Source organism: Providencia sp., assembly GCF_003533305.1.
Lineage (GTDB): Bacteria > Pseudomonadota > Gammaproteobacteria > Enterobacterales > Enterobacteriaceae > Providencia.
The window spans coordinates 55,044-81,272 of the sequence record NZ_DOEH01000023.1 but is presented as its reverse complement, the minus strand read 5'-3'; the positions used below and the strand labels follow the sequence as shown (position 1 = coordinate 81,272).

The following is a 26,229-nucleotide window of genomic DNA, read 5'->3' as shown; positions in this document are numbered from 1 at the left end:
CTAAATAATATCATTCGAGTTGCAGGCTAGCGGTGACAAACCATTGACCTGCAACTTTAATGTTTAGTATGTTATTCAACATCCCGAATTGCCGATTTTGGTCTGAAAGCTTTAACTATCGATGGGTCAGTTTCAATATATGGACCATCAAGTAATTGAATACAATAAGGCACACTAGCAAAAATGCCTGAAACGACCACATTACCTTCTTTGTCTTTTAAACCTTCTAACGTTTCTGCGATGGCTTTTGGTTGTCCCGGTAGATTCAAAATCAATGCTTGATTACGAATAACACCCACTTGGCGAGATAAAATCGCTGTTGGCACAAATTTTAAGCTAATTTGACGCATCTGTTCACCGAAACCTGGCATTTCACGATCAGCGATAGCCAGTGTTGCATCAGGTGTCACATCGCGGCGTGCAGGACCCGTTCCCCCCGTCGTTAAGACTAAATGGCAGGCAAACTCGTCAACTAACTCACACAATGTTTGCTCTATCAAAATTTGCTCATCAGGAATTAGGCGAGTTTCAATACGAAAAGGTGTTGTCAGCGTTTTTGCTAACCATTCTTCCAAAGCAGGAATGCCTTTATCTTCATAAATACCACTTGAAGCACGATCAGAAACCGAAACCAGACCTATGCGCAGTTCATTCATACAAACCTCAAAAAATTAATCATCAGAAGCCGTTTATGTTGTCGCTATATGAGATGGAATTATGAATAAACGGGTGTCATATCATAGCATGATGAGGGCTCGGTTACAGTGTGGCATTGCTTAAATATTTGAATTGAGAACTTAATCAATATCGCTAATTTAATAAAAAAAACATAAAAAAACCCAGTCACGTTGAACTGGGTTTTAAAGAAAAGATGACAAAATTACAGCAGAGCTGCGATCATTTTCTCAAGTTTTTCTTGGTCAACAGCAAATTTGCGGATACCGTCAGCCAGTTTATCAACAGCCATTGGATCTTGATTATGCTGCCAATAGAATTCAGATTCCGTTAACTTAGCTTCTGGTGCTGAAGTTTGACCTGCATCAGTGAGTTTACGAACAATTTCACCTTGTGATTCAGACAGTTCTTTCAGTAAGTTTGGCGAAATTGTTAGACGGTCGCAACCGGCCAGTTCAATAATCTCACCAACATTACGGAAGCTTGCGCCCATGACCACAGTTTTGTAACCGTGCGCTTTGTAATAGTTATAGATTTCAGTGACTGAAACAACACCCGGATCTTCTTGTGGTGCAAACTCTTTTTTATCTGTGTTTGCTTTATACCAATCAAGAATACGACCAACAAATGGAGAAATCAGGTAAACGCCAGCTTCAGCACAAGCACGCGCTTGAGCAAAAGAGAATAATAGTGTTAGGTTACAGTTGATACCTTCTTTTTCTAGCTTCTCAGCAGCACGGATCCCCTGCCAAGTCGACGCCAGTTTGATCAAGATACGATCATTGCTGATACCCGCTTCATTGTACAGTTTGATCAAATGACGTGCTTTTGCAATACAAGCTTCTTCATCATATGAAAGACGTGCATCAACTTCAGTTGAAATACGGCCTGGAACTAATTTAAGAATTTCCAAACCGATGTTAACTGCCAGTTTGTCACAAGCGTCAACAACTTGTTGTTCACGATTATTGCTTTGCTTACGCGCCCATTCTACCGCTTCATCAATCAATTTACGGTATTCTGGAATTTGCGCCGCATTCAAGATAAGCGAAGGGTTAGTTGTCGCATCTTGTGGCTTATACAGCTTCATCGCTTCAATGTCGCCAGTGTCAGCAACAACTGTTGTTATTTTACGTAAGGAGGTTAGTTTATCGGTCATTTCTTTAATCTCGTTGTTATACCCGTCATGCTTCAAGCTGTAAGTGTACTGGTTTAGCATTAGCCTATTGGCATCATGCCTCTTCATTACTGACCCTATAACTCGAACTACTCGGTGTATATAAAGGAATTGAGGCTAACGCCGCACCGTTCAATGATAATATCACGCATCTAGGTTGCTGCAAGTGAGGAAATACAGTCAAAGGCAACTATTTGATTGGCAATCGGTTTCGCACCCTGATTTAAAACTGAATCCATTAAGCAAAATGGTTATCTTGATGTTAGTAAAGCAAATAAAAGAAATTGATTCTACTTATTGCATCAATTAGCTATTTCAGATGAATTTTTGCTACAGTAAAGAAAATAATTATTTTATAAGGCTAAAGTCATGCTTATTACTCTTTCACCGGCTAAAACATTAGACTACGAAAGCCCTCTTGCGACCCATAAATTTACTCAGCCTGAATTACTAACCGAATCAGAACAGCTGATTAAAGTCTGCCGCAAACTAGCTCCCGCAGATATTGCTAGCCTAATGAAAATTAGTGATAAGCTTGCTGGACTCAATGCCGCTCGATTTGGAGAATGGCAGACAAACTTTACCCCAGAAAATGCGCGCCAAGCTATTCTAGCTTTTAAGGGTGATGTTTATACTGGCATGCAAGCAGAAACTTTTTCTGTTGCAGATTTCGATTTTGCCCAAAAGCATTTACGTATCCTTTCTGGACTATATGGGCTATTACGCCCACTAGACTTAATGCAACCCTACCGTTTAGAAATGGGAATTCGCCTTAAAAACACGCGAGGCAAAGACTTATATGAATTTTGGGGCGATATCATTACTAACCAATTAAACCAATCACTTGCAGATCAAGGTGACCAAATTTTAGTGAATCTTGCATCTGATGAATATTTTAAATCCATCAATAATAAAAAGCTCGATGGTACGATAATTAAACCCGTATTTCTCGATGAAAAAAATGGTAAATATAAAGTCATCAGTTTTTATGCAAAAAAAGCACGCGGCTTAATGAGTCGTTTTATTATTCAAAATAAACTCACCAAAACAGAACAGCTCTCTGATTTTAATTTAGAAGGTTATCAATTTGATGAAAGCCAATCTAAAGGAAATGAGTTAGTTTTTACTCGTACCGAACAAATTTAAAATTTCGATTCATTTGAAGTATGGGTATTCAGACATATGGATACCCAGCCGTTACAAGCGTTCTCATGATTTTTCCATCACAACTCACACATTAATGATGACGTATCTATTTAATGAAAAATTAGCATTGATTCCTCAGCTGATTTCTTGTGCTTATGACAATATAGTTGAGATCTTTATAGCCTTGTTTTAATCACAATATTTTGGTAACAACATAGCTAAAGTTTTCTATCAATAATTTAAGGGGTGAAATATGCCTTACGTCGCATCATCTCATCGTTATACTGATATGGAATATCGTCTGTGCGGGCGCAGTGGATTGCGACTACCTCTCATCTCATTAGGACTATGGCATAATTTTGGCGATAATAAGCCTATCGATAATTGTCGAGCTATGCTTAGACACGCCTTTGATTTAGGGATCACCCATTTTGATCTCGCCAATAACTACGGCCCCCCACCTGGATCCGCTGAAAGTAAATTTGGCCAAGTTTTACAACAAGACTTTCTTCCTTATCGCGATGAAATGATCATTTCATCTAAAGCTGGCTATACCATGTGGGACGGACCTTATGGTGATTGGGGAAGCAAAAAATATTTAATCGCTAGCCTTAATCAAAGCCTAAAAAGAATGGGGCTCGACTATGTGGATATTTTTTATCACCATAGACCCGATCCTAATACACCTTTAGAAGAAACAATGGGTGCGCTCGATTTAATTGTACGCCAAGGTAAAGCGCTCTATGTCGGAATATCTAATTATCCAGCCGATATTGCGAAAGATGCTATTAGCATTCTGAATCAGTTAGGCACCCCTTGCCTAATCCACCAACCTAAATATTCCATGTTAGAGCGTACTCCAGAAGAAGGACTACTCGATTTACTGGAAGAAGAAGGCGTGGGTTCCATCGCGTATTCACCGCTTGCGGGGGGTATTTTGACCGATCGTTACCTCAATGGAATTCCTGCTGACTCAAGAGCTGCGGCTAATCCCGCATTGCCTCCCGAAAGGCTGACATCAGCAGTTTTATCCAAAGTCAAAAAACTTAATGAATTAGCCTTAAATCGTGGTCAAAAGCTCAGTCAAATGTCATTAGCATGGATACTGCGCCATGACCGAATTACATCTGTTCTCATTGGCGCAAGCCGCATCAGTCAAATCGATGATGCTATGGGTATCATAAAAAATCGTGAATTTAGCCAAGAAGAACTCAAAGCAATTGAGCTAATTCTAGAAGATACGATTTAAATTCCAAATAAGTGCCACCTACAACACGAAGTATGACGGGTTAGACCCTAAATAATTCGAGTTGTAGCTAGGCGGCAAATGAAGACATCTTGGGGAGCATACACCAGTATGTGACCCAAGGGGCTGAGTGAAGCCAACACCCCTACAACTCGAAGTATGACGGGTTAGAACGTTACGACAGAATAACTCTGCTTAAACCCACTAACCTGCTCCATGCCTAAACTCCCCGCAGGCATACCTGGTACAGATATCCCTGTAATCTCTTTTGGCAGGAATTCTATTGATGTTAGGCTACTTGCTGGCACATGCCCGACCATAATTTTGCCTTTATATTTTGCTATGTGGCAGCTACGTAAATTATTGGGAACCTTTAATTCATCATTGAGCTTATTTAATTCTTCATAGCTAATTTCATTAACGACTACATTGTAGCCTGCCTTTTGAATGCCTTCGCCCCATAATTGGCAACAGCCACAGTTTGCATCTTTATATAATTGCACGGTACTGGCTTGTGAATATGCTGAGAATGACAATAGCAGTATTCCGCTTAAAATTATCTTTTTCATTACTATTTAACCTTATTCAATAATAAAGGGATTATCCCCATTAAAATGTTATTTTTTATTTCTAGACTGGCAAATTAGTTTATAGGCAGCTGGAATAATAAATAGTGAGAGCAATGGTGCAGTTATCATTCCGCCAACCATTGGCGCTGCAATTCGACTCATAACCTCGGAACCAACACCTGTACCTAATAATATAGGTAATAGACCTGCAATAATTACCGCAACCGTCATCGCCTTTGGTCTCACCCTTAAAACAGCCCCTTCATATAACGCATTATCTAATTCTTTATTTGATAAATGATTAATATTCATAGCTTGTTGTTTATCTTCTATCGCGTGTCTTAAATAAATCAACATCACCACACCAAATTCAGCGGCGACACCCGCTAATGCAATAAATCCCGTTCCGGTTGCAACAGATAAATGAAAGTTCATCCAATATAAAAACCAAACACCACCAACCAGAGCAAAAGGTAAACTTAATAAAATAAGCAATGCTTCACTAAAGCGTCTAAAGGCTAAATAGAGCAGTACAAAAATAATCATAATAGTTGCAGGAACCATTAACATAAGTTTTTGATTAGCGCGCTCTAATAATTCAAATTGCCCCGTAAATGAATAACTCAATCCGGCTTTCATTTGAATATTTGATTTAATCGCAGCATCAATATCTGAAATTACTGAAACCATATCCCGACCACGCGCATCAATATAAATCCAGCTTGTAGGGCGTGCATTTTCAGTTTTAAGCATTGGTGCGCCCATTTGTACAATAACTTCGGCTACATCACCTAAGACAATCTGTTGCTTATTTGGTGTCAAAATAGGGAGCAAACGTAAAGCAGAAACACTATTTCGATAATCTTGAGGATAACGAATACTAATTGGATAACGCTCAATTCCCTCGACTGTTTCCCCTATCATTTCGCCGCCTGTTGCCATTGAAATATAAGCTTGTACATCGCTAATACTCATTCCATAGCGTGCCGCTTTTTCTCTATCGATTTTGACATCAATATAGCGACCACCGACCAACCTTTCGGCTAAAACAGACACTACACCGGGAACCGATTTAGTTATTTTTTCAATTTCCTGCGCTAACACATCGATTTCGTTGAGATCTTTGCCTGATACCTTAATACCAATTGGACTTTTCACCCCTGTGGATAACATATCAATACGATTTCTAATTGGGGGTACCCAAAGATTTGCTACACCGGGTAAACGCACAGTTTCATCGAGCTCATCAATAATTTTGTCTAGTGTCATTCCTGGGCGCCACTGATCTTGTGGCTTTAATCTAATGGTGGTTTCTATCATTTCCATTGGCGCTGAATCTGTCGCCGTTTCTGCTTTACCCGCCTTACCAAATACCGTATCCACCTCAGGAATGGTTTTTATCAGTTTATCTGTATTTTGTAGCAAAAATGCGGCTTGAGCGGGAGATACCCCCGGTAATGTCGAAGGCATATACAATAAATCACCTTCATTAATTGATGGAAGAAACTCACCACCTAAATGCTTCAAAGGCCATATCACGGTAAATAGTGAAAGAAATGCAACCAATAATATCGTTTTTGGCCACGCTAATACTTTCAATAAGATGGGACTATATGCAGAGATCAAAAAACGATTAATCGGATTCTTGTTTTCATTTGGAATTTTGCCACGTATCCAATATCCCATTAAAATAGGAATAACAATCAACGCGAGAGCCGCCGCCCCTGCCATAGCATAGGTTTTAGTAAAGGCTAATGGTCCAAATAAGCGTCCTTCTTGACCTTCAAGGGTAAAAATAGGAATAAAAGATAATGTGATAATAAGTAAACTAATAAATAATGCAGGCCCCACTTCAACTGCGGAGTCGGTAATTAATTTCCAACGCTGTGCATTATCTAACGATTTTCCTTCATTTTCATATTGCCACTTTTCTAACTTTTTATGCGCATTCTCTATCATTACAATAGCAGCATCGACCATGGCACCGATTGCAATCGCAATCCCGCCAAGCGACATAATGTTTGCATTTATACCTTGATAGCGCATCACAATAAAAGCAATAAATAATCCTAATGGTAAAGATATTATGGCAACCAATGCAGAGCGAAAATGCCATAAGAAAATAGCACAAACTAATGCGACCACAATAAACTCTTCAAGTAACTTATAGCTTAAATTATCAATTGCATTATCTATCAAAATACTTCTATCGTAGGTGGTCACGATTTCAATGCCTTCAGGTAAGCTGGCACTTAAATCTTCAAGTTTTTGTTTTACATCTCGAATAACATTACGTGCATTTTCACCTGAGCGTAATAAAATAATACCGCCGACAACTTCACCTTCCCCATTGAGCTCAGCAACCCCTCGACGCATTTCTGGGCCTTCTTGGACTCTCGCCACATCCTGTAAATAAATAGGTATGCCGCTTTGCGCTGTTTTTAGGTAAATTTTATTAAAATCATCCATTGACTGAAGATAGCCACTGGCTCTTACCATATATTCCGCTTCAGCTATCTCAATAGATGAGCCTCCCGCTTCTTGGTTCGCCATTTCGACCGCTTGCTTAATCTCAGGAAGTGTCACTGAAAATTGCGTTAACTTTAATGGGTCAATAATAATTTGATAGGCTTTTACCACGCCACCGACTGTTGCCACTTCGGATACATTAGGTAATGCTTTTAATTCATACTTTAGGAACCAATCTTGTAAAGATCGTAATTCTGCTAAATTATGTTTTCCTGTTTTATCAACTAATGCATATTCAAATATCCAACCTACCCCCGTAGCATCAGGGCCTATTGATGCCACCGCACCTTTAGGTAATTTGGATTGCACCTGATTTAAATACTCAAGAACCCGTGAGCGCGCCCAATATAAATCGGTGTTATCTTCAAAAATCACATATACATAAGAGTCACCAAACGCGGAAAAACCTCTTACTGTTTTAGCACCAGGCACTGATAACATTGTCGTTGTAATCGGATAAGTAACTTGGTTTTCAACTAATTGTGGGGCTTGTCCCGGATAGGTGGTTTTGATTATGACCTGTACATCAGATAAGTCAGGCAATGCATCAACCGGAGTATTTCGGATACTCCAAATCCCCGCTATCACCAGAAATACCACACCCATCATAACGAGAAAGCGATTAGCGACCGACCGCCTAATAACCCATTCCAACATAATCTACCCCTGAGCTTCATGTGATGAATGATTAACAGGAACCACTTCATTTTGTTGTGCATTCATTCTTTCTAAAGCACCTGCAATATTCGCTTCAGAATCGATGAGAAATATTCCTTGGGTCACAATACGTTCCCCAACTTGCACACCATCAGAAATAGCGCTCATCTGTTTAAATTCATTAATCATGCGAATTTTCTTAGGGATGAATTCGCCATTTTCGCCAATGGCAATGACATGCTGCTCAGTCCCCGAATCCACAATAGCTTGTGAGGGAATTAGCATACTTTCACTACCCTGCGCGATCAGATTTAAATAAGCCGTCATACCCGGTTTTAATAAATTAGTTTCATCGTTAATTTCCGCTCGAATATTAATTGTTCGGCTTGTAATATCCGCACTCGGTAATATCACCCAATTATTCACAACAAATTTATGAGTTGGATAAGCAGGAATTGAAACTGAAAATTGAACATCTTTATTCAGTAATTCAGCTACCGATTGAGATATAGAGGCATTAATCCACAATGGATTAGTTCCTTGGACTTGAGCAATGACACCTTCTTTAGTTACATTCATCCCTTGTCGTAAATTTAGGGCTGTGATAACGCCAGATATCGGTGCTTTAATGGTAAATCGAGTTTGTACTTTCCCCGTTTTAATAAACTGTGTAATTGCGCCCTCTGGCATACCATTTAAACGTAGACGTTCTAATACACTATTAAGATTTTTTTGTGAGGCATCCATTTGGTTTAATGCAAGATATTCACTTTGCGCCTCAACCCAAGCCGGCATCGTTAAATCTGCAATTGGGGCACCTTGTTGAATCCGCTCACCCATTGCTATTGGATAAATTTTTTCAACAAAACCATTTTCCCTTGCCTGAACAACAGCATATTGATGGTCGTTAAATGCAACTTCAGCAGGAAATGTTAAGTCATAGTTTAATTTTCCCCACTTTACCTCAACAGTTTTAAGACCCAAATTTTGAGTTTGTGCTGGATTAATCGTAATACCTTTCGTATTGATAGATGAACTATTTTCATCTTCATACTTAGGAACTAAATCCATATCCATAAAGGGTGATTTTCCCGGCTGATTAAATTTTGTATTGGGATACATCGGGTCATACCAATATAAAACAGTGCGCTCTTTAATTTCTGTTTGTTCTGCTTTTTTTTCAACTACAAAAAAATAACGATAAAGAAATATTGAAACTGCACTTGATAGAATAACAACCAAGAGTAACTTAACCAGATTAACTAGTGACATAACATCTCTCTATCTATTTAGTTTTTCTTTTCAATGGATTTCAATAACGAAATATTACCCTTTTGAGAAAATGAGAATTTTAATTCGTCATTATCACTGAGCCCATCAATCATACTGTCATCTTCATAAGTAAATCGCATTGTCATCGGTGGCCAGCCAATACTCTCTATAGCCTGATGATTTATTGTTAATTTTTTATTTTCTCTATCTATAGAAACTAATTTACCTTCTGTATGAATAATCGGTTCTACTGTTTTTTCAGGATAAACACCATGGTTATGTTCGAGTGTATTTGAATATCCTACAGAGGTAAAAAATACTGATGAAAATAATGTAATAGAAATTATAAATATAGACTTATTTAATTTTTTCATTTTAAACCTTGTTATTTTATTAATCCGCCACCAAGTGCAGAGAATAAATTAATTTCATTCTTCTGCTGTTCTATTTCTAACAATAATAAATTTTGTTTACCCGTGAATAAATCTCTTTGGGCTTCAAGAACATTAAGATAGCTTAAACCACCGTAGTGATAGCTTACTTGCTTTTGAGCTAAAATATTATTCAACGTATTAACGTAATCGATTTGTGATATGAGCTGTTTTTTCATACTTGATTTTAATATCAATGCATCTTTAACTTCTCTAAATGCTACTTGAATACTTTTTTCATAATTAACTATCGCTTTATTTTTTCTAATATTGGCTAATTCTAAGTTTTTGGTATTTTTACCACCGGTAAATATCGGTAATGTGATTTTAGGAATAAAATTCCAAATACCATTAGAAGAATCAAATAGGCCAGATAAAGAGTCGTTACTATTTTCTATCCCAGTATTAAATGAGATTGAAGGAAAAAAAGCGGCTCTTGCTACACCAATATTGGCATTCTCTGAAAGAATGTTTTGCTCTGCGGCCATCACATCCGGGCGTTCGAGTAAAATTTCAGAGGGAATATTTTCAGGAACAGTTATAAGTACATAGTTTAATGTCTGTGAGTTGAGTTTATCCGTATAATCATTGGTTAAAAAATCAACTAAATTCTTATTTCTAAGGATCTCACTCTTAACTTTTTCAATTGTAATATCAATAGCCTGAACTTGCCCTTTAGCCTGCTCTAAATCAGAAATATTGGCATTACCTGCAATCACCTTTTGCATGACAATAGATTGGCTATTTAAGTAGTTCTTTTTTGTCTCTTCTGAAATAATGAGCAGCTGTTGATTATAAATAACATCAAGATAGGCCTCTGCCACTGTTTTCATCGTAATAATTTGCGTTGCTCGATTCATTTCTTTTGATGCTAAAAATTTGGCTTTATCTGCTTGCGTCAAATTTTTTATACGTCCAAAAAAATCTAATTCGTAGCTGATATCAACACCTGCACTGTATTTTTTTCCTAATGTAGAGCCATTATTCAAACCTTTACTATAATCACCACTCATAGAGGACATAATTTGTGGATATTGTTCAGATTCAGCAATACCAAAACGCACTCTTGCTTCTTCAACCTCTAAAGCTGTTAGAAACAAATCATTATTTTTTTCAAGCGCTAACTGAATTACCTGCTGTAGTTGGGTATCTACAATAAAATCCTTCCAACTAGGAATAGATAATTTAACGTCAAAACTCTCAACAGATGAATTTTGATCTTGTGCTAAGCTATTGGGAACACCTAGATCAGGACGTTTATATTCAGGAGCAAGTGAAACACATCCACTTAAAAATAGAGAACTGACTATTAATAATATTTTGGAAGAATACATAGTATAGCCGCGCCTCAATGTTTATTTGTGTATCGCCATTTGAATATTCCTTATTTGTATATCGCTAGTGTAAAAAGAACATCCTGTTAGATTAGTGACATGAAAATGACAAATTTGTCATTTTACATTTCATCGGTTCAATGCTTAGAATGAGAGTGTCCATATTACTGGCTAAGCTTTGAGGCTACCGTGAAATTACTTATTGTCGAAGATGAACATAAAACGAGAGAATATCTTTCCAAAGGTTTAACTGAATCTGGCTTTATTGTTGATGCTATTGAGAATGGGATCACAGGCCTTCATATGGCGTCTACAGAAGAATATGATTTAATTATTCTTGATGTGATGTTGCCAGATATTAATGGTTGGGATATTGCTAAAAACCTACGTGTAATAGGTAAAAACACACCAATATTAATGTTAACTGCATTAGGTAATGTTGAGCATAGAGTCAAAGGTCTGGAACTTGGTGCTGATGATTATTTGGTCAAACCGTTTGATTTTTCAGAGCTGTTGGCACGTATAAGAACATTATTACGCAGAGGTAATAACAACATCCAAAAAACACAATTTACCATTGCTGATTTACATGTTGATTTAATTAAAAGACGAGTTACTCGGGCAAATGAAAAAATAAACCTAACGAGTAAAGAATTTTCACTATTGGAATTTTTTGTATTACATCAAGGTGAAGTATTATCTCGATCTCTTATTGCATCCAAAGTTTGGGATATGAATTTTGATAGCGACACCAATGTAATTGATGTCGCAGTAAAACGTCTGAGATCAAAAATTGATCTTAATTACGATCCTAAATTGATTCATACTATTAGGGGCATGGGCTATTTACTTGAGATCCCACAACATGAATAATATATTCAAATCTCCAGTTTCAATATCTGCACGACTTATTTTTCTGATTAGTATTGCTCTTTCCTTCGCGCTATTACTATTTAGCTGGATCATGATCAACTCTGTTGTTTTGCATTTTAAGCAGCAAGATGAATACACACTAAATCAAATGAATCTTACTATTAGTAGTTTACTAAGTGAAAGTATTGATTCTGAAAGTGAACACTTTACTCGAATCAAAACCATCATTAATGAACATCAAGATATTATTGTATATCTCGTTGATAACGAAGGTAATGAGTTAATATCTCCAACTGCTAATACTGATATTATTACACAATTAAAGAACTATGACCCAATTAAAGATAATGCGGATGAATATCTAGAAGACTACAGGTTATCCGAATCTTTTATTGATGTAAGTGCTGATAACCATAACCAAAAAAAATATCGATTAGTCACAGCTCTTTCATTAAACTTTCATCATGACTATCTTAATTCTTTAATAAACAGCTTAATCATCAGTGCAATTTTGCTATGCCTGTTTACTATATTCGTAGTTTATTTTTTAGTCATCAAAGGATTAAAACCCCTTAAAGACGTGAGTAATAAAATAAAAACGGTTACCTCTGAAAACTTGAGTATTCGTTTAGATCCGACAGCAGTACCGGCAGAATTAAAGCAATTAACACTTTCATTCAACGAGATGTTAGTCAAAATTGAAGATGTTTTTGTTAGGCAAACAAATTTTTCTGCCGATATCGCTCATGAAATGCGAACGCCAATCACTAACTTAATGACTGAAACACAAATTTCATTGAATAAAAATCGAACTAAAGAAGAGTTAGTTGAAGTGCTTTATTCAAACTTAGAAGAATATAACCGACTATCACGCATGATATCTGATATGCTTTTTTTAGCACAAGCTGATGATAATATGTTAATACCAGAAAAAAAATTAATTAATATAAAATCAGAAATCGAACTGATTTTTGATTATTTTGAATTTCTTGCTGAAGATAATGAAATTAAATTAAAATTAATGGGCGATGCTCAACCCATATTAGCGGATAAAGATATGCTAAGAAGAGCAATAACAAATTTATTATCTAATGCTATCCGCTATACTCCTAAAGGGGATACAATTAGCGTTAATCTAACTAATATTAATAATGGTATAGAAATTATTATCAGTAATCCGGGCCATAAAATTCCAGTGGAACATCTACCCAAACTTTTTGACCGATTTTATCGTGTTGATAAATCAAGACAACGTAAAAATGAAGGCAGTGGAATTGGACTTGCCATTGTCAAGTCAATCATATTAGCGCATAAAGGCTCTATTAAAGTATCTTCTGATGATTATTCAACGCGATTTACCTTATTCATTCCTAATATAAATTAAAATAGTAAAATGGCAATTTTGTCATTTTACTGTCAGTATTAAGACAGAGATTAACCCTTATTATAGTCACAACAAAAATTACTTTACTTAATAGGGTTTATTATGAAAAAGATCATCTTCACACTAAGTTTAATCATGAGTACTGTCAGCATCGCTAATGCACAATCAAATATAGAGATGCATAAAAATGCAGCTACCGCATTAAGCTTTACGGAGAACAACACCTCTGCTTCTAATCAAAATTCAATCAAGAATCATTTAATACAAGCCGGTGTCGATGTAAAAAATAACATTAGCTCAGGTGTGCCTTTTTCACAGCTTGATATTAATGAAAAAGCTGCCGTTTCATTCAGTTTTTCACAAAATAATACCTCGCCGTCTATGAGTAAGATGATCAATGATCATCAAAAAAAATCATCTAGTTATACTAAAAATCAACAACAAACGGCAAAATTATTTGCTGATATGAATGAACATGAAAAAGCTATCGTCATGTTAACTTTTAATAAAAATAGTGCATCGTCAACTATTAAAAATGATATTAACAATCATTTAAAACAAATAAAATAATTATCTCACTATAAAAGCCATACTATTTTTCAATATGGCTTCTTTTCATATTAATCATTCATAATCTTATTATAAAAAACACAACAAATCATTAATTGAAAAATTTAAATTACGCATATTAAGTTCAAACCCATAGATGATTTATATTATTATTTTATAGTTAACTCCATACAAATTTAATTATCCATTGACATCAATCACTCATTGATTATCTCAGTCTTTAAATTACAATTTCCATGCAGTTTATTTATTCACTTAAAACCAAAGGAAATTATATGCGTAAATCATCTATTATCATGGCAACTTTATTTTTTCCAATATTAGCATCTGCATCAGCTATTCAATATAAAACTACCACTCAATATACTGAGCTAACATCAATTCAAACCCCAATTGAATACGTTAATTATAACGGAAATGGTGGTAATGGTGGTAATGGTGGCCATGGAGGAAATGGTGGTAATGGTACCAATGGAGGCAATGGTGGTAATGGCGGAAACGGTGGTAATGGTAAATAGGTAATCATAATATTAAATATTTCCCCCTTCAATGAGAAGGGGGATGGAGAAACTATGAATTATAAACTAACCTTTTCAATTAGCATTTTATTCATTGCATTAACTCCCACATTTAGTTACTCACAACACTCTTTTAATATCTCATTAAATTGTTCCAAATTTAATAAAATTATTATTCATGAAATTAAAAACAACAAATTATGCAAACTAATAAATAATCGTCATTTTTATTCAAAAACATCTAATAATGGCAATAATGGTACAAATGGTACAAATGGTACAAATGGTAGCAATGGTAGTAACGGAGCTAATGGTACTAACGGCGAAAATGGTGGAAGTGGTGGAAGTGGTGGAAGTGGTGGAAGTGGTGGAAGTGGTGAAAGTGGTGGAAGTGGTGGAAACGGTGGAAGTGGTGGAAACGGTGGAAACGGTGGAAACGGTGGAAACGGTGGAAGTGGTGGAAACGGTGGAAGTGGTGGAAGTGGTGGAAACGGTGGAAGTGGCCGAAGCCAGAAAACGAGTGCTAGCCATGGGGGAAGCGGTCAAAATGGCGGTAATGGCGGTAACGGTGGTAGTGGTACTAACAACAGTCATGGCAGCAATGGTGGCCATGCGCAAGCGGGCAGTAATGGCAATGGCGGAAATGGTGGAAGTGGTGGTATCAATGGGGGAAATGGCGGTTATGGCGGAAATGGTGACGGTCAAGGAAGCGGTGGAAACGGTGGGAATGGATCTGTAGATGGAAATGGAGGGAACGGAGGAGATGGTGGAAATAACGGAGGTCATGGAGGTCATGGTGGTGCAGGCTCCGGCTCTGGAAATGGGGGGAACGGTGGTAATGCAATTTCAGGAGCAGGCCATGGTGGGAAGGGAGGTCAAGGTGGAGAAAATGGAGGAATAAATGGCATTGATGGTGTGAGTTCACATTAATACACCAGTAATAGTTCTAAGTAGATAAGTGATACCACAATATGAAATCATATTATCATCTTTTCGGAAGATGGTTTTATCAGTAAAAACGGAAGCATAAGCTTCCGTTTGATTCTGATTCAAAGATTGATACTTATTGTTTAGGTGCTAATTTTGTTTAGGTGCTAATTTCATTAAAAATGCACGTAATTCAGCAAAATCAGAAGGTAAAAAATGAGATAATAATGGTAATTCTGCGCGCTCTGCTAATTCTGCTGGTAATGGAATTTTTTTACCTAAAATTTCTTCCACGCTTTCTTTAAATTTCGCAGGATGAGCTGTTCCTAAAAATAAACCGTACTCACCATCTTGCAGTTGATCACGTAAAACGCGATATGCAACAGCAGCATGAGGTTCAGATAAATAGCCTTTTTTATCCAATTCACGAACCGTATCTTTAGTCACATCATCACTCACAACACCATATCCGAGTTCTTTTAGCGACCAACCTTTACGACGGAATAATTCTTCAATGCGAGGCCAATTATTCGGTTGGCTTACATCCATTGCATTAGATAAAGTTGCCTTCGTTTTATTTGGTACCCATTTGCCATCAACAAGAAAACGCGGAACAGTATCATTGACGTTAGTTGCAGCAATAAAGCGTTTAACCGGTAAACCCATTGATTTAGCCAATAGTCCGGCCGTTAAATCACCAAAGTTACCACTTGGTACTGAGATAACTAATTGATCGCGTTTTTCTGCAGGAATTTGAGCAACCGCTTCAAAGTAGTAGCAAATTTGAGCCAGTAATCGACTAATATTAATCGAGTTTGCTGAGTTCAAATATAAAGCCTGTTTTAGCTCTTCATCATCAAATGATTGCTTTACTAATGCCTGACATGCATCAAAATCATCTTTAATCGCCACGGTGTGAATATTTTCACCTAGTGTACAAAACAATTTTTCTTGTAGAGGGCTAATTTTGCCTTCTGGATACAAAATAACGACCTGAACATTTTTCAATCGATAGAATGCATGAGCCACTGCCGCACCAGTATCACCCGAAGTTGCAGTTAAAATAGTCACAGGCTGCTCACCAGCAACTTGACCCAACGCTTGGGCCATAAAACGTCCGCCAAAGTCTTTAAAAGCTAATGTTGGGCCATGATATAACTCAAGAGTGGCTACATCATCTTCGACTTTTTTTACGGGAGCAGGAAATGCAAATGCATTTTTAACGCGCTCAGCAAGGGCTTCTTGCGGAATTTCATCACCGATAAAAGCACTTAAAATACGGCTACTACGCGTAACAAAATCTAATTTCAACAAAGCTTCAATTTCAGCTTCATTAAATTCAGGAAGATCCTGAGGGAAGAATAGTCCTTGCTGCTTTCCAAGCCCTTGTTTTACTGCTTGCGCGAAGCTGACTTGCTCGTTATTGTCTTTTAAATTATACAGTTTCATCGTTTACCCTATTGTCCTTGCCCCGGCGAGATCCAAATGGCAGATATGCACAAAGCCTTCATCATTCTGAATGTAATGTTGTTGCAAATAATCAGCCATTTTTTCTGCAATGACTTTATCATCACAAATAGCAAATAATGTCGGTCCCGACCCTGAAATACCACAAGCCAAAGCCCCAATTTCTTTCGCATTTTGGCGAGCTTCAGCAAAGCCCGGCAACAATTGGGTGCGATAAGGCTCTGCGACAACATCCTTGATCATGGTTGCAGCAAGTAATGACTGTTTTGTGTGGCAAGCATGAATAAAACCCGATAAGTAACGGCCATGATTAACAATATCATGACGTGGGTAATTATTAGGAAGAATAGCTCTTGCTTCTGCTGTTGACACCTTAATTCCCGGATACGCCATCACCCAGTACCAATTATCAAAAGCAGGAACAGATTGAGAAATAATGCCCATTTGCTCAATAATTAATTGTAAACCACCTAAATAACAAGGGGCTACATTATCATAATGAACACTACCCGAAATACGCCCTTCTAACTCGCCCATCATATCGAGTAATTGGGTTTGATCGAACGGCTTATCAGCAAACTCATTCAGTGCCATCAATGCAGCCACAACAGAACAAGCACTCGAACCTAATCCTGAACCAATCGGCATGTTTTTTTCAAGGATCATGGCAACATTAAGTTGTTTACCAAGGCACTCGCAAAATAGCTGCCAGCACTGATAGACAATGTTGTGCTCATTTTTTTTAGGGAGCTTAGAAACAAATTTACCTTTATTTGTTAACGAAAAGACCTCAGCGGCCTCAACGCTCACACAGTCACCTAGTAATGAGCCATCAACTGGTGATACGGCAGCCCCAAGCACATCAAACCCAACACTCACATTACCAATTGAAGCAGGTGCATAAACTTTAATCACTTCTTAAACTCCCAATTTCCACGATAGGGTGCGCAACATATCTGCAAATACGCCGGCAGCAGTAACATCATTACCTGCTCCATAGCCCCTTAATACTAAAGGAATTGGTTGGTAATAGCGCGTATAAAAAGCCAGTGCGTTTTCGCCATTTTTTACTTTAAACAGAGGATCGTTACCATCAACGGCAACCATTTTAACCTGACAACGCCCCTCTTCAATAAGACCGACATAGCGTAACACTTTTTCTTCTGCTTCTGCCGCTTTTATACGCTGAGCAAACTGAACATCAAGCTGTGGTAATCGAGCCATAAAATCAGCCACATTACCTTCACTATTAAAGTCAGCAGGTAAAACAGGTTCGATTTCAATATCATTCAACTCTAAATCGTAACCCGCTTCACGCGCAAGAATGAGCAACTTACGCGCCACATCCATACCCGATAAATCATCACGAGGATCTGGCTCTGTAAAACCTTTTTCTTTCGCCAGAGTCGTTGCGTCTGATAACGACATTCCTTCATCCAGTTTACCGAAAATAAATGACAAGGATCCTGAAAGAATACCGCTAAAATGCACGAGTTCATCACCCGCATTAAGCAAGTTTTGCAGATTTTCAATAACCGGTAATCCAGCCCCTACGTTAGTATCATATAAGAATTTACGTTTTGAATTCTCTGAAGCCGCTCGTAGTTGATGATAATAATCCATTGATAAAGTATTGGCTTTTTTGTTTGGTGTGACGACGTTAAAGCCATCTTTTAAGAAATTAACATACTGCTCTGCAATTTCTTGATTCGAGGTACAATCAATGATCACCGGATTTAAAAAGTGATATTCACGTTCCAATCGGATCAAACGACTCAAACTAAAAGGTTCTTTGGCTTGCGCTAATTCATCTTTCCAATTAGCAAGATCAATACCTTGCATATTCGTTAGCATCGCTCTTGAATTAGCGATACCACAGACACGCAAATCAATATGTTTTTGCTTCAACCATTGTTGCTGACGACGAATTTGCTCAATTAATGCATTACCTACGCCACCAACCCCGATGATAAATGCTTCAATAACTTGCTCAGCATTAAAAAGCATTTGGTGACAAAGTCGTACCGCTGTTGTCGCAGATTCATTGGCAATAACCGCTGAAATAGAACGTTCTGATGAACCTTGAGCGATTGCAACAATATTAATATTTCCACGAGTCAATGCAGAAAAGAAACGCGCAGAAATGCCTTTCAACGTACGCATTCCATCACCCACGACTGAAATGATCGATAATTGCTCCATCACATCAAGCGGCTCTAATACATCATCTTTTAGCTCTAAATAAAACTCTTCTTCAAGCGCTGCACGTGCGCGACGTAATTCACTTTGTGGTACACAAAAGCTAATACTATATTCAGACGATGATTGGGTAATCAGCACGACCGAAATTCCTTTGCGTGACATCACAGAGAAAATACGTGCAGCCATGCCAACCATGCCTTTCATTCCAGGGCCTGATACGTTAATCATCGCCATATTATTCAGGTTAGTTATCCCTTTAACCGGCGTACTGTCATCGGTTTGGCCATTACCAATTAAAGTGCCTGGTGCGCTTAGATTAGTGGTATTTTTTATGAGGCAAGGAATTTGGAATTGGGCAATCGGTGCAATAGTACGAGGGTGGAGAACTTTAGCGCCAAAATAAGAAAGCTCCATCGCTTCTTGATAGGACATTCCCTTTAACAATCGGGCATCAGCAACAAGACGTGGATCGCAAGTATAAACGCCATCAACATCAGTCCAGATTTCACAGCAATCCGCACGTAAACACGCCGCTAGCACTGCCGCCGAGTAATCCGAACCATTACGTCCAAGTACCACCAATTCACCTTTATCATTACCAGCAGTAAAACCGGCCATTAAAATAAAATGATCTTTAGGGATATTTAATTCAGCAATACGTTTAGTTGATTCATTAATATCGACGGTAGATTCAAGATAATGTCCCTTAGCCAGTAAACTTTCTACTGGGTTAATGACCGTGACCTTGTGTCCACGAGCACTCAGCACAGATTCCATAATAGCAATTGAGAGTTTTTCACCACGACAGATAATAGAAGCGTTAATGCTATCAGGACATTGACCGAGAAGAGTAATACCATGCAGTACTTGTTTTATTTGTGCGAATTCTTGTTCAGTGAGTTTTTTTAAACGATCATAATCAAAACCTGGCTGTTTCTCTTTTAGTCCTTTCAAGAGGTTAGCAAAAATCATTTCTGCATCATTCACATGCGTGATGACATCCTGACCTTCAACTGTTTTTTCAATCATAGCAACGAGATGGTTGGTAATTTTAGCTGGTGCTGAAAGCACCAGAGCGACTTGTCCATCAGCAAGTTTACTTTCAGCGATGTCAGCTACATTCAGTACCCGTTCATCATTCGCAACTGAGGTACCGCCAAATTTAAGCACACGCATGGTATTTCTCTCCTGAATTAACACCAAAAAAAAGCCCGCATCTTGTTGGATGCGGGCTTTTTCATTTTTATTTTTTGGATGCGTCAGCCCGCCCCGTTTCCTGTGGTTACGGTGGTGGTAATAATAATCGTAGTCAGGCTGAAATTACGCATATGAATTCTGTTTGTCTCTTGTTTCATTAAGTTTCTCCCTATACGGTTAAAGCAATTACCACAATATGTCAAATTTATTTGCGCCAAATCACATTGAAACCCAAGTATTCTTAGGGGGGAATCATCTAGTAACATGATTAACGATAAAATAAAAAACAAAAATAAATTAAAAATTTGAAGTTAAAATTCAATCAATGCAAAAATAACAAGATATAAGTCCATTTGAATTTCGCCACCCTTCACTGGTTAATAAACAAACAATTCATCCTTTTATTTCTTTAATCTCTCTTTTTTAAGAGAGTCTAAAAAACACAAAAAAAGACCTCATTTATTGCAAAGATTATCAAAAATAGTTATTCAATAAACAAAGATTAAAGCTTCAAAAATCAGCCTATTTATTAAGCACAAACACAGACCAACTGTTGTACTAATAAATTAATACTAATAATTCAAATCGCGGGACGCTACATCATCTAAGAAAGGGGAGCACTTCAAGTAAATAGTTATTAAAAAAATGTAAAAAAAAGAGTTTTAAATATAAAACACTGACCCCATCCAACTATTAATCATAAAAAACCAATCAGACCTAATTTATTGCTATTTAAAGTCAATAATCTGTAAAATAACCTCTTTCTTTACAAAAACACGATCAGCCAAAATTTGAGCCAAGTCACAAATTCGATATAATTTATAATACTATATTTACGCGCTTTGTGACTTAACCGTTTACTTTCAACCTGAAGTAGAAGCCTCTACCAAATTCTTGCGATAATTTTAGTGATAATCTGATACCTAAATGCAATGTTGATTTATATAATTATCTTCCTAACAATTTTTGTTAACGTGCTACAATTGATTTTGATATGTATCAACAAAAGTTAGTTTTTTAGGTGGTAAATGCAGTATTAGCTGTTATATTGCTGTTAACAGCCCAATATTGGGAAAGTGCTTATATTTTGGTTCGTTTTTTGAATCATTTGCCCGGAGAGGCAACATAAAGTCGCTGTTGAATTTAATGACAAATTTATACTCATAAACGTATTTATTCAGAGAAAAATATTAATAACCACCTAACTGAAAACGGCTTGTGAGTTCAGTATTTCTATTTTAATACTTTAGGTAGCAACTATGCAGACCCCACACATTTTAATTGTTGAAGATGAAATTGTCACACGCAATACGCTGAAAAGTATCTTTGAAGCTGAAGGCTATGTGGTTCATGAAGCCACTGATGGCGAAGAGATGAATAATGTTCTATCTGAACATGACATCAATTTGGTTATCATGGATATCAATTTACCAGGTAAAAATGGTCTTCTTCTCGCACGTGAATTACGCGAGCAGGAAAGCATTGCTTTAATGTTCTTAACTGGCCGCGACAATGAAGTTGATAAAATCCTTGGACTTGAAATTGGTGCTGATGACTATATCACCAAACCATTCAACCCTCGTGAACTCACTATTCGTGCTCGTAACTTACTTTCTCGTACTATGAATCTTGCTGGCGGTACAGAAGAGCGTCGCCTAGTTGAAAGCTACAAGTTCAATGGTTGGGAATTAGATATCAATAGTCGCTCTTTAGTTAGCCCTGCTGGTGAACATTACAAATTACCGCGTAGTGAATTCCGTGCGATGCTGCATTTTTGCGAAAATCCTGGAAAAATCCAAACTCGTGCTGACTTACTGAAAAAAATGACTGGCCGTGAATTAAAACCACACGACAGAACGGTCGACGTAACTATTCGTCGTATTCGTAAGCATTTTGAGTCTACACCGGATACCCCAGAAATTATTGCTACTATTCATGGTGAAGGTTACCGTTTTTGCGGTGATTTAGACGAGTAATTAATAACTTCTTAAAAAACCGGCTTAATTGCCGGTTTTTTTTATTTAACACTAAAAAATATATTGGTGATCCTTTTTGGTAAATATTACCACGGCATAATCGGGACTGCGCTGATAGCATTTTTAGGAGAACCATCAATCATTTTATCTGAGTAAGTTAAGTAAATTAATGCATTACGTTTTGGGTCGTAAAAACGAACCACTTGCAGTTTTTTGAATACTAAAGATGTTCGTTTTTGAAAAACAACGTGAGGTTTCTTTGGCGAACGCTTAACACGATCGCTCAGCTCAATCGGTCCAACTTGTTGACATGAAATTGCCGCGTCCGATGTATCTTCCGCTAAACCCAATCCACCTTTTATCCCACCCGTTTTAGAGCGGCTAAGGTAACAAGTGACATTCTCAACATCAGGATCATCAAATGCTTCAACTACAATTTTATGATCAGGCCCAAAAACTTTAAATACGGTATCCACTGAACCAACTTCTTCTGCAAGTACAGTGGCGGGTAATATGGATAAAAATGAAGCTAATACAATGTTTTTTAGACTCATTTTTTTTAATATGGAAAAACGCATACTGGATTTCCTTTTCAACTTAAAACGCTTTATACCTTAACAATTAAAGGCGCAATCATTCTCTTTTGTAACAAAATACCAAATACAACTCTTTTACTATAAACGAAAAAGGTAACTTGATATAGAATAGCCACCTATAGATAACTCATATCAGTTTTATGAGTAGCATTGGCTGGGGATATACATGGATCAAACTAATATTATTCGCGATCTCCTACGCTGGATCGATGATAACCTTGATAAACCATTATCACTTGATAATGTTGCCGCTAAAGCAGGTTATTCTAAATGGCACCTGCAAAGAATGTTTAAAGAAATCACTGATCAAGCTATCGGTGCTTATATCCGAGCCAGAAGACTTTCTCGTGCGGCAGTCGCTTTACGCCTCACAAGCCGCCCTATTCTTGATATTGCTCTTCAGTACCGCTTTGATTCGCAACAAACCTTTACCCGCGCATTCAAGAAACAATTTAATCTAACACCTGCATTTTATCGTCGTAGTGACGAATGGTGTGCAACAGGTATTTGTCCACCGATTATTTTAGATAATCATAAACATGTCGATCACGAGTTTGTTCAAATGCCTGAACAACCACTAGTGGGCTTAGAACAAAGTTGTTCTTATGCATTAGAAGAGTGGTCAACAGCTTGTTCACAAATGCGTCAATCTTTTTGGCACTATTATTTAGATCACACTACAAAAGTGGCTTCTGAAGTTTTTGGTTTGCATCATGCAATCCATAACAAAGAAAAAGAAGATGAGCAGACTGTTTTTTATACCACAGCAGTAAGACCTGAAGATGCGAGTTTCAACACGACACAATACAGCCACCTGAGAATTCCTGCGGGCGAATATGTGAAATTTACGTTTCGTGGTGAGGCAAATCGGGGCGCTCTGCAAGAGTTCTTATATCAAATTTATGGCGTTTATATGCCGAAATTGAATTTAACACGCCGGCCCGGCTATGATATTGAACATTATAGACTTAAAGATATAAATATGAATGAAGCCCGAGATGATGATCCGAAATCACATATTGATGCCTTTGACTATTATGTCCCAATAAAAATAGCGAGCTAATAATAAGGAGTTTCAACATTATTGAAACTCCTTATTTTTCATTGAATTATTATTTGACGATTTTTAATCTCACTAGCCTTGTTGTTCATCCAAAGAAGGCTGTGTTAAATGAGTCACTTCTCCTGCCGTTTCAACAATCCATCCACTCGCCAACCAAGGGCTATTTTGGTAATCCACTCGTGAAAGTGAGCAATTACGAAGACGTAAGCGTCGTTCTGAATATGCAGGAACACCTAGAATTCGGCTTACTAATGTACTAAGGGCAATACCATGGCTCACAAGAAGTGGACGACTTCCTTTGGGTAAATCGCGACAACAATCTAGCGCGGCGAACATGCGAGTATAAAGTTCTTCCATTGACTCGCCTTCAGGAATACGACCACCCTGAGTGCCATCAATAAGGCTTTTACGCCACAATTCTTCCTCTGATGTCAGCGATTCTATTGAACGTTGTTCAAGAACACCCATATTTAGTTCACGCAGACGCGGTTCTGTGATAATTTCACATCCACACTCATCAGCAATTATTTGTGCAGTTTCCAGTGTGCGTCCCATATCACTAGTGATAATATGGGTAATACCTTCCGACTTAACTCTTTTAGCTACTTGTGTAGCTTGTTGACGTCCAGTAGCCGTCAGAGGGCTATCGGATTGACCCTGTATGCGACGTGCGACGTTCCATTCAGTTTCGCCATGGCGAACAAGATAAACCTGTAACATAGATGTGTTCCATTATTACTTTGCGAAGTATGTGTTCAAAGGAAAATAATTAATGTACCAAGTTATAGCTGCAACGACTAATCCTGCCAAAATTAAAGCGATTCATCTTGCTTTCGATGCTGTTTTTGGGCCTGGCAGTTATCAAATTGAAGATATTAATGTCGATAGCAGCGTTCCACAACAACCTATCGGTAATAATGAAACCCGTACAGGTGCAAGACAGCGCGTCATGGCATCAAGACAAGTTCGCCCAGAAGCCGATTTTTGGGTTGGGATTGAAGCGGGTATTGAAGATGATATGACATTTGCTTGGATTGTTATCGAACACAAGCAAATACGAGGGGAATCCCGTTCTGCAAGTATTATGATCCCAGAAAAAATTCTCGCTGGAATTCGTGAAGGTCGCGAACTTGGCGATGAAATGGCATTCTTAACAGGGATTGATAATATCAAACAACAAGGTGGGGCTATTGGCTTTTTCACCAATGGCGTACTAACACGCACAAGCGTTTATCAGCAAGCCTTGATACTGGCATTGGTTCCCATTAAACACGAAATTTATAAAGAGCTAAACCAGATAGAAGATTAATTATACCCTAATTAATTCAAAATGCATGTAGGCAAAAAATTTCCCAGATTCGATGATTGATCAAAGTATGGTTCGCCATACTTTTTTTATTCTCTCGTTTTCCCCATCCTTCAATGTAATTTATCTTTTTAAACAGTATCGTTATAAATAAAACTCAAAATAATTTACTTATAGATAATTTACTTATAGATAATACTCAAAATAATTCGGGCTGTGGCTAGACAGCAAGTAAAACTAAGCCCTAGGAGCATACATAAGTATGTGACTAGGGTTAGTAAGCGTAGCCAACAACGCCACCACGAGAAGTATGAAGAGTTGTGGCTAGGCGGCAAGTGAAACTAAGCCCTAGGAGCATATGACTAGGGTTAGTAAGCGTAGCCAACAACGCCACAGCGCGAAGTATGAAGAGTATTTAGAGAAGTTGTGATTCGAGCCATACCTTGACGCCTAACGGGGCTGACTTCAAACTATTCGAGCCACGGGTAATGGTCGCAATCCCTACTCCAAGCTCATTTTTCAGCTCGCGTTGACTCATTTCGCCACGCATCAACTCTTGCACAATCCTGACTCGAGTTGCTAATGCAGTGCGCTCATCAGGAGTCAATAAGAGTTGTAGAACCGATTGTTGAATATTTTGTTCAAATGCCAGTTGCAATAAATTCACAAAGCGTTGCCAATCAGCATTTTCATCGGCAGTCAGTGCCGGATCGTTCTGGTGTTCTGTCGTCATTATCTCACTCACCCATACTATTTAACTAGTACAAATAATAACACAGTATTTTGATAAATCACCCACCAAACGAAAAATACCCAAAAACTATGCACTCAATAATCAATAACTCGTAATCAGCAATCAGCAATCAGCAATCAGCAATCAGCAATCAGCAATCAGCAATCAGCAATTTTTTCATTTAAAACTTCAATCCTCTAAATAATTCGTGTTGTGGCTAGGCGGCAAGTGAAACTAAGCCCTAGGAGCATACATAAGTATGTGACTAGGGTTAGTGAACGCAGCCAACAACGCCACAACGCGAAGAATGACGAGGATATCAAAACACTAAGCCCTAGGAGCATACACAAGTATGTGACTAGGGTTAGTGAACGCAGCCAA

Annotated in this window: 23 protein-coding genes and 1 other annotated feature; of the genes, 10 read left to right on the top strand and 13 right to left on the bottom strand. The window is 37.7% G+C overall.

The genetic code is table 11. The features are described from left to right. Positions 1 to 71: 71 nt before the first annotated feature. Positions 72 to 656, bottom strand: a complete 585-nt coding sequence (gene mog, locus DD649_RS14795) for a molybdopterin adenylyltransferase (protein ID WP_294108298.1) — start codon at positions 654 to 656, stop codon at positions 72 to 74. Positions 657 to 880: 224 nt separating this feature from the next. Next, positions 881 to 1,834, bottom strand: a complete 954-nt coding sequence (gene tal, locus DD649_RS14790; protein WP_294108296.1) for a transaldolase — start codon at positions 1,832 to 1,834, stop codon at positions 881 to 883. A 387-nt stretch (positions 1,835 to 2,221) separates the two neighbouring features. Here tal and yaaA point away from each other — a divergent pair, with 387 nt between their 5' ends. Both yaaA and DD649_RS14780 read left to right on the top strand, forming a co-directional pair. Further along, the gene (gene yaaA, locus DD649_RS14785; RefSeq protein ID WP_294108294.1) at positions 2,222 to 2,998 is read left to right on the top strand and encodes a peroxide stress protein YaaA; all 777 of its coding nucleotides are present in this window, start codon (positions 2,222 to 2,224) and stop codon (positions 2,996 to 2,998) included. A 253-nt stretch (positions 2,999 to 3,251) separates the two neighbouring features. Further along, entirely contained in the window at positions 3,252 to 4,247 is a 996-nt protein-coding gene (locus DD649_RS14780; RefSeq protein WP_294108292.1) for an aldo/keto reductase, read from the top strand. A gap of 164 nt (positions 4,248 to 4,411) precedes the next feature. Here the strand turns inward: DD649_RS14780 and DD649_RS14775 are convergent, their stop codons facing one another. The 5 genes from DD649_RS14775 to DD649_RS14755 are packed head-to-tail and all read right to left on the bottom strand — an operon-like array spanning position 4,412 to position 11,036. After that, positions 4,412 to 4,813 carry a DUF411 domain-containing protein gene (locus tag DD649_RS14775; RefSeq protein WP_294108290.1) on the bottom strand — a complete coding sequence of 134 codons (402 nt, stop codon included), beginning with the start codon at positions 4,811 to 4,813 and terminating at the stop codon, positions 4,412 to 4,414. Between the two features lie 48 nt (positions 4,814 to 4,861). Then, positions 4,862 to 7,999 carry a CusA/CzcA family heavy metal efflux RND transporter gene (locus DD649_RS14770; protein ID WP_294108288.1) on the bottom strand — a complete coding sequence of 1,046 codons (3,138 nt, stop codon included), beginning with the start codon at positions 7,997 to 7,999 and terminating at the stop codon, positions 4,862 to 4,864. A gap of 3 nt (positions 8,000 to 8,002) precedes the next feature. After that, a complete protein-coding gene (locus tag DD649_RS14765; RefSeq protein ID WP_294108286.1) occupies positions 8,003 to 9,271 on the bottom strand; it encodes an efflux RND transporter periplasmic adaptor subunit in 1,269 nt (422 codons plus the stop codon). 17 nt (positions 9,272 to 9,288) lie between these two features. Then, positions 9,289 to 9,645 (bottom strand): copper-binding protein, encoded by a 357-nt coding sequence (locus tag DD649_RS14760; RefSeq protein ID WP_294108284.1) that lies wholly within the window; start codon positions 9,643 to 9,645, stop codon positions 9,289 to 9,291. Positions 9,646 to 9,656: 11 nt separating this feature from the next. Next, positions 9,657 to 11,036 carry an efflux transporter outer membrane subunit gene (locus tag DD649_RS14755; RefSeq protein WP_294108282.1) on the bottom strand — a complete coding sequence of 460 codons (1,380 nt, stop codon included), beginning with the start codon at positions 11,034 to 11,036 and terminating at the stop codon, positions 9,657 to 9,659. 189 nt (positions 11,037 to 11,225) lie between these two features. Here DD649_RS14755 and DD649_RS14750 point away from each other — a divergent pair, with 189 nt between their 5' ends. The 5 genes from DD649_RS14750 (at position 11,226) to DD649_RS14730 (ending at position 15,311) form a co-directional block, all read left to right on the top strand. Then, positions 11,226 to 11,909: a heavy metal response regulator transcription factor gene (locus DD649_RS14750; protein ID WP_294108281.1), complete on the top strand. Its 684-nt coding sequence runs from the start codon at positions 11,226 to 11,228 to the stop codon at positions 11,907 to 11,909. Next, positions 11,902 to 13,293 carry a Cu(+)/Ag(+) sensor histidine kinase gene (locus tag DD649_RS14745; RefSeq protein ID WP_294108280.1) on the top strand — a complete coding sequence of 464 codons (1,392 nt, stop codon included), beginning with the start codon at positions 11,902 to 11,904 and terminating at the stop codon, positions 13,291 to 13,293. The genes DD649_RS14750 and DD649_RS14745 overlap by 8 nt, the downstream gene beginning before the upstream one ends. 102 nt (positions 13,294 to 13,395) lie before the next feature. After that, positions 13,396 to 13,863: a hypothetical protein gene (locus DD649_RS14740; protein WP_294108279.1), complete on the top strand. Its 468-nt coding sequence runs from the start codon at positions 13,396 to 13,398 to the stop codon at positions 13,861 to 13,863. A gap of 275 nt (positions 13,864 to 14,138) precedes the next feature. Further along, complete coding sequence (locus tag DD649_RS14735) at positions 14,139 to 14,381, top strand: hypothetical protein (protein WP_294108277.1); 243 nt, start codon at positions 14,139 to 14,141, stop codon at positions 14,379 to 14,381. A gap of 54 nt (positions 14,382 to 14,435) precedes the next feature. Beyond that, complete coding sequence (locus DD649_RS14730) at positions 14,436 to 15,311, top strand: hypothetical protein (protein ID WP_294108275.1); 876 nt, start codon at positions 14,436 to 14,438, stop codon at positions 15,309 to 15,311. A gap of 147 nt (positions 15,312 to 15,458) precedes the next feature. Here the strand turns inward: DD649_RS14730 and thrC are convergent, their stop codons facing one another. The 3 genes from thrC to thrA are packed head-to-tail and all read right to left on the bottom strand — an operon-like array spanning position 15,459 to position 20,153. Continuing rightward, positions 15,459 to 16,757: a threonine synthase gene (gene thrC / locus DD649_RS14725; protein WP_294108274.1), complete on the bottom strand. Its 1,299-nt coding sequence runs from the start codon at positions 16,755 to 16,757 to the stop codon at positions 15,459 to 15,461. A 3-nt stretch (positions 16,758 to 16,760) separates the two neighbouring features. Further along, a complete protein-coding gene (gene thrB, locus DD649_RS14720) occupies positions 16,761 to 17,690 on the bottom strand; it encodes a homoserine kinase (RefSeq protein WP_294108273.1) in 930 nt (309 codons plus the stop codon). 3 nt (positions 17,691 to 17,693) lie between these two features. Next, complete coding sequence (thrA, locus tag DD649_RS14715) at positions 17,694 to 20,153, bottom strand: bifunctional aspartate kinase/homoserine dehydrogenase I (RefSeq protein WP_294108271.1); 2,460 nt, start codon at positions 20,151 to 20,153, stop codon at positions 17,694 to 17,696. 24 nt (positions 20,154 to 20,177) lie between these two features. Beyond that, positions 20,178 to 20,298, bottom strand: a sequence feature (Thr leader region). A gap of 1,135 nt (positions 20,299 to 21,433) precedes the next feature. On the opposite strand from thrA, the gene arcA reads away from it, so the two are divergent. After that, entirely contained in the window at positions 21,434 to 22,150 is a 717-nt protein-coding gene (gene arcA / locus DD649_RS14705) for a two-component system response regulator ArcA (protein ID WP_004905684.1), read from the top strand. A gap of 86 nt (positions 22,151 to 22,236) precedes the next feature. Here arcA and creA read toward each other — a convergent pair whose 3' ends face one another. Then, positions 22,237 to 22,728: a protein CreA gene (creA, locus tag DD649_RS14700; protein WP_294108186.1), complete on the bottom strand. Its 492-nt coding sequence runs from the start codon at positions 22,726 to 22,728 to the stop codon at positions 22,237 to 22,239. 184 nt (positions 22,729 to 22,912) lie between these two features. Here creA and robA point away from each other — a divergent pair, with 184 nt between their 5' ends. After that, positions 22,913 to 23,809, top strand: a complete 897-nt coding sequence (gene robA / locus DD649_RS14695) for an MDR efflux pump AcrAB transcriptional activator RobA (protein ID WP_294108184.1) — start codon at positions 22,913 to 22,915, stop codon at positions 23,807 to 23,809. Positions 23,810 to 23,881: 72 nt separating this feature from the next. Here the strand turns inward: robA and gpmB are convergent, their stop codons facing one another. Then, positions 23,882 to 24,529: a 2,3-diphosphoglycerate-dependent phosphoglycerate mutase GpmB gene (gene gpmB, locus DD649_RS14690; protein WP_294108182.1), complete on the bottom strand. Its 648-nt coding sequence runs from the start codon at positions 24,527 to 24,529 to the stop codon at positions 23,882 to 23,884. Positions 24,530 to 24,581: 52 nt separating this feature from the next. On the opposite strand from gpmB, the gene yjjX reads away from it, so the two are divergent. Next, a complete protein-coding gene (gene yjjX / locus DD649_RS14685; RefSeq protein WP_294108180.1) occupies positions 24,582 to 25,118 on the top strand; it encodes an inosine/xanthosine triphosphatase in 537 nt (178 codons plus the stop codon). 412 nt (positions 25,119 to 25,530) lie between these two features. On the opposite strand, the gene trpR is transcribed toward yjjX, so the two are convergent. Beyond that, positions 25,531 to 25,848, bottom strand: a complete 318-nt coding sequence (trpR, locus tag DD649_RS14680; protein ID WP_294108179.1) for a trp operon repressor — start codon at positions 25,846 to 25,848, stop codon at positions 25,531 to 25,533. Positions 25,849 to 26,229 lie beyond the last annotated feature (381 nt).

Coding starts and splice junctions, on each gene's coding strand:
- DD649_RS14770 (WP_294108288.1), bottom strand. CDS start 7,999: ATGTTGGAATGGGTTATTAGGCGGTCGGTCGCTAATCGCTTTCTCGTT.
- DD649_RS14735 (WP_294108277.1), top strand. CDS start 14,139: ATGCGTAAATCATCTATTATCATGGCAACTTTATTTTTTCCAATATTA.
- thrC (WP_294108274.1), bottom strand. CDS start 16,757: ATGAAACTGTATAATTTAAAAGACAATAACGAGCAAGTCAGCTTCGCG.
- DD649_RS14765 (WP_294108286.1), bottom strand. CDS start 9,271: ATGTCACTAGTTAATCTGGTTAAGTTACTCTTGGTTGTTATTCTATCA.
- thrA (WP_294108271.1), bottom strand. CDS start 20,153: ATGCGTGTGCTTAAATTTGGCGGTACCTCAGTTGCGAATGATGAACGG.
- yaaA (WP_294108294.1), top strand. CDS start 2,222: ATGCTTATTACTCTTTCACCGGCTAAAACATTAGACTACGAAAGCCCT.
- trpR (WP_294108179.1), bottom strand. CDS start 25,848: ATGACGACAGAACACCAGAACGATCCGGCACTGACTGCCGATGAAAAT.
- gpmB (WP_294108182.1), bottom strand. CDS start 24,529: ATGTTACAGGTTTATCTTGTTCGCCATGGCGAAACTGAATGGAACGTC.
- DD649_RS14760 (WP_294108284.1), bottom strand. CDS start 9,645: ATGAAAAAATTAAATAAGTCTATATTTATAATTTCTATTACATTATTT.
- creA (WP_294108186.1), bottom strand. CDS start 22,728: ATGCGTTTTTCCATATTAAAAAAAATGAGTCTAAAAAACATTGTATTA.
- DD649_RS14780 (WP_294108292.1), top strand. CDS start 3,252: ATGCCTTACGTCGCATCATCTCATCGTTATACTGATATGGAATATCGT.
- DD649_RS14775 (WP_294108290.1), bottom strand. CDS start 4,813: ATGAAAAAGATAATTTTAAGCGGAATACTGCTATTGTCATTCTCAGCA.
- DD649_RS14730 (WP_294108275.1), top strand. CDS start 14,436: ATGAATTATAAACTAACCTTTTCAATTAGCATTTTATTCATTGCATTA.
- DD649_RS14745 (WP_294108280.1), top strand. CDS start 11,902: ATGAATAATATATTCAAATCTCCAGTTTCAATATCTGCACGACTTATT.
- mog (WP_294108298.1), bottom strand. CDS start 656: ATGAATGAACTGCGCATAGGTCTGGTTTCGGTTTCTGATCGTGCTTCA.
- tal (WP_294108296.1), bottom strand. CDS start 1,834: ATGACCGATAAACTAACCTCCTTACGTAAAATAACAACAGTTGTTGCT.
- DD649_RS14740 (WP_294108279.1), top strand. CDS start 13,396: ATGAAAAAGATCATCTTCACACTAAGTTTAATCATGAGTACTGTCAGC.
- DD649_RS14755 (WP_294108282.1), bottom strand. CDS start 11,036: ATGTATTCTTCCAAAATATTATTAATAGTCAGTTCTCTATTTTTAAGT.
- robA (WP_294108184.1), top strand. CDS start 22,913: ATGGATCAAACTAATATTATTCGCGATCTCCTACGCTGGATCGATGAT.
- yjjX (WP_294108180.1), top strand. CDS start 24,582: ATGTACCAAGTTATAGCTGCAACGACTAATCCTGCCAAAATTAAAGCG.
- arcA (WP_004905684.1), top strand. CDS start 21,434: ATGCAGACCCCACACATTTTAATTGTTGAAGATGAAATTGTCACACGC.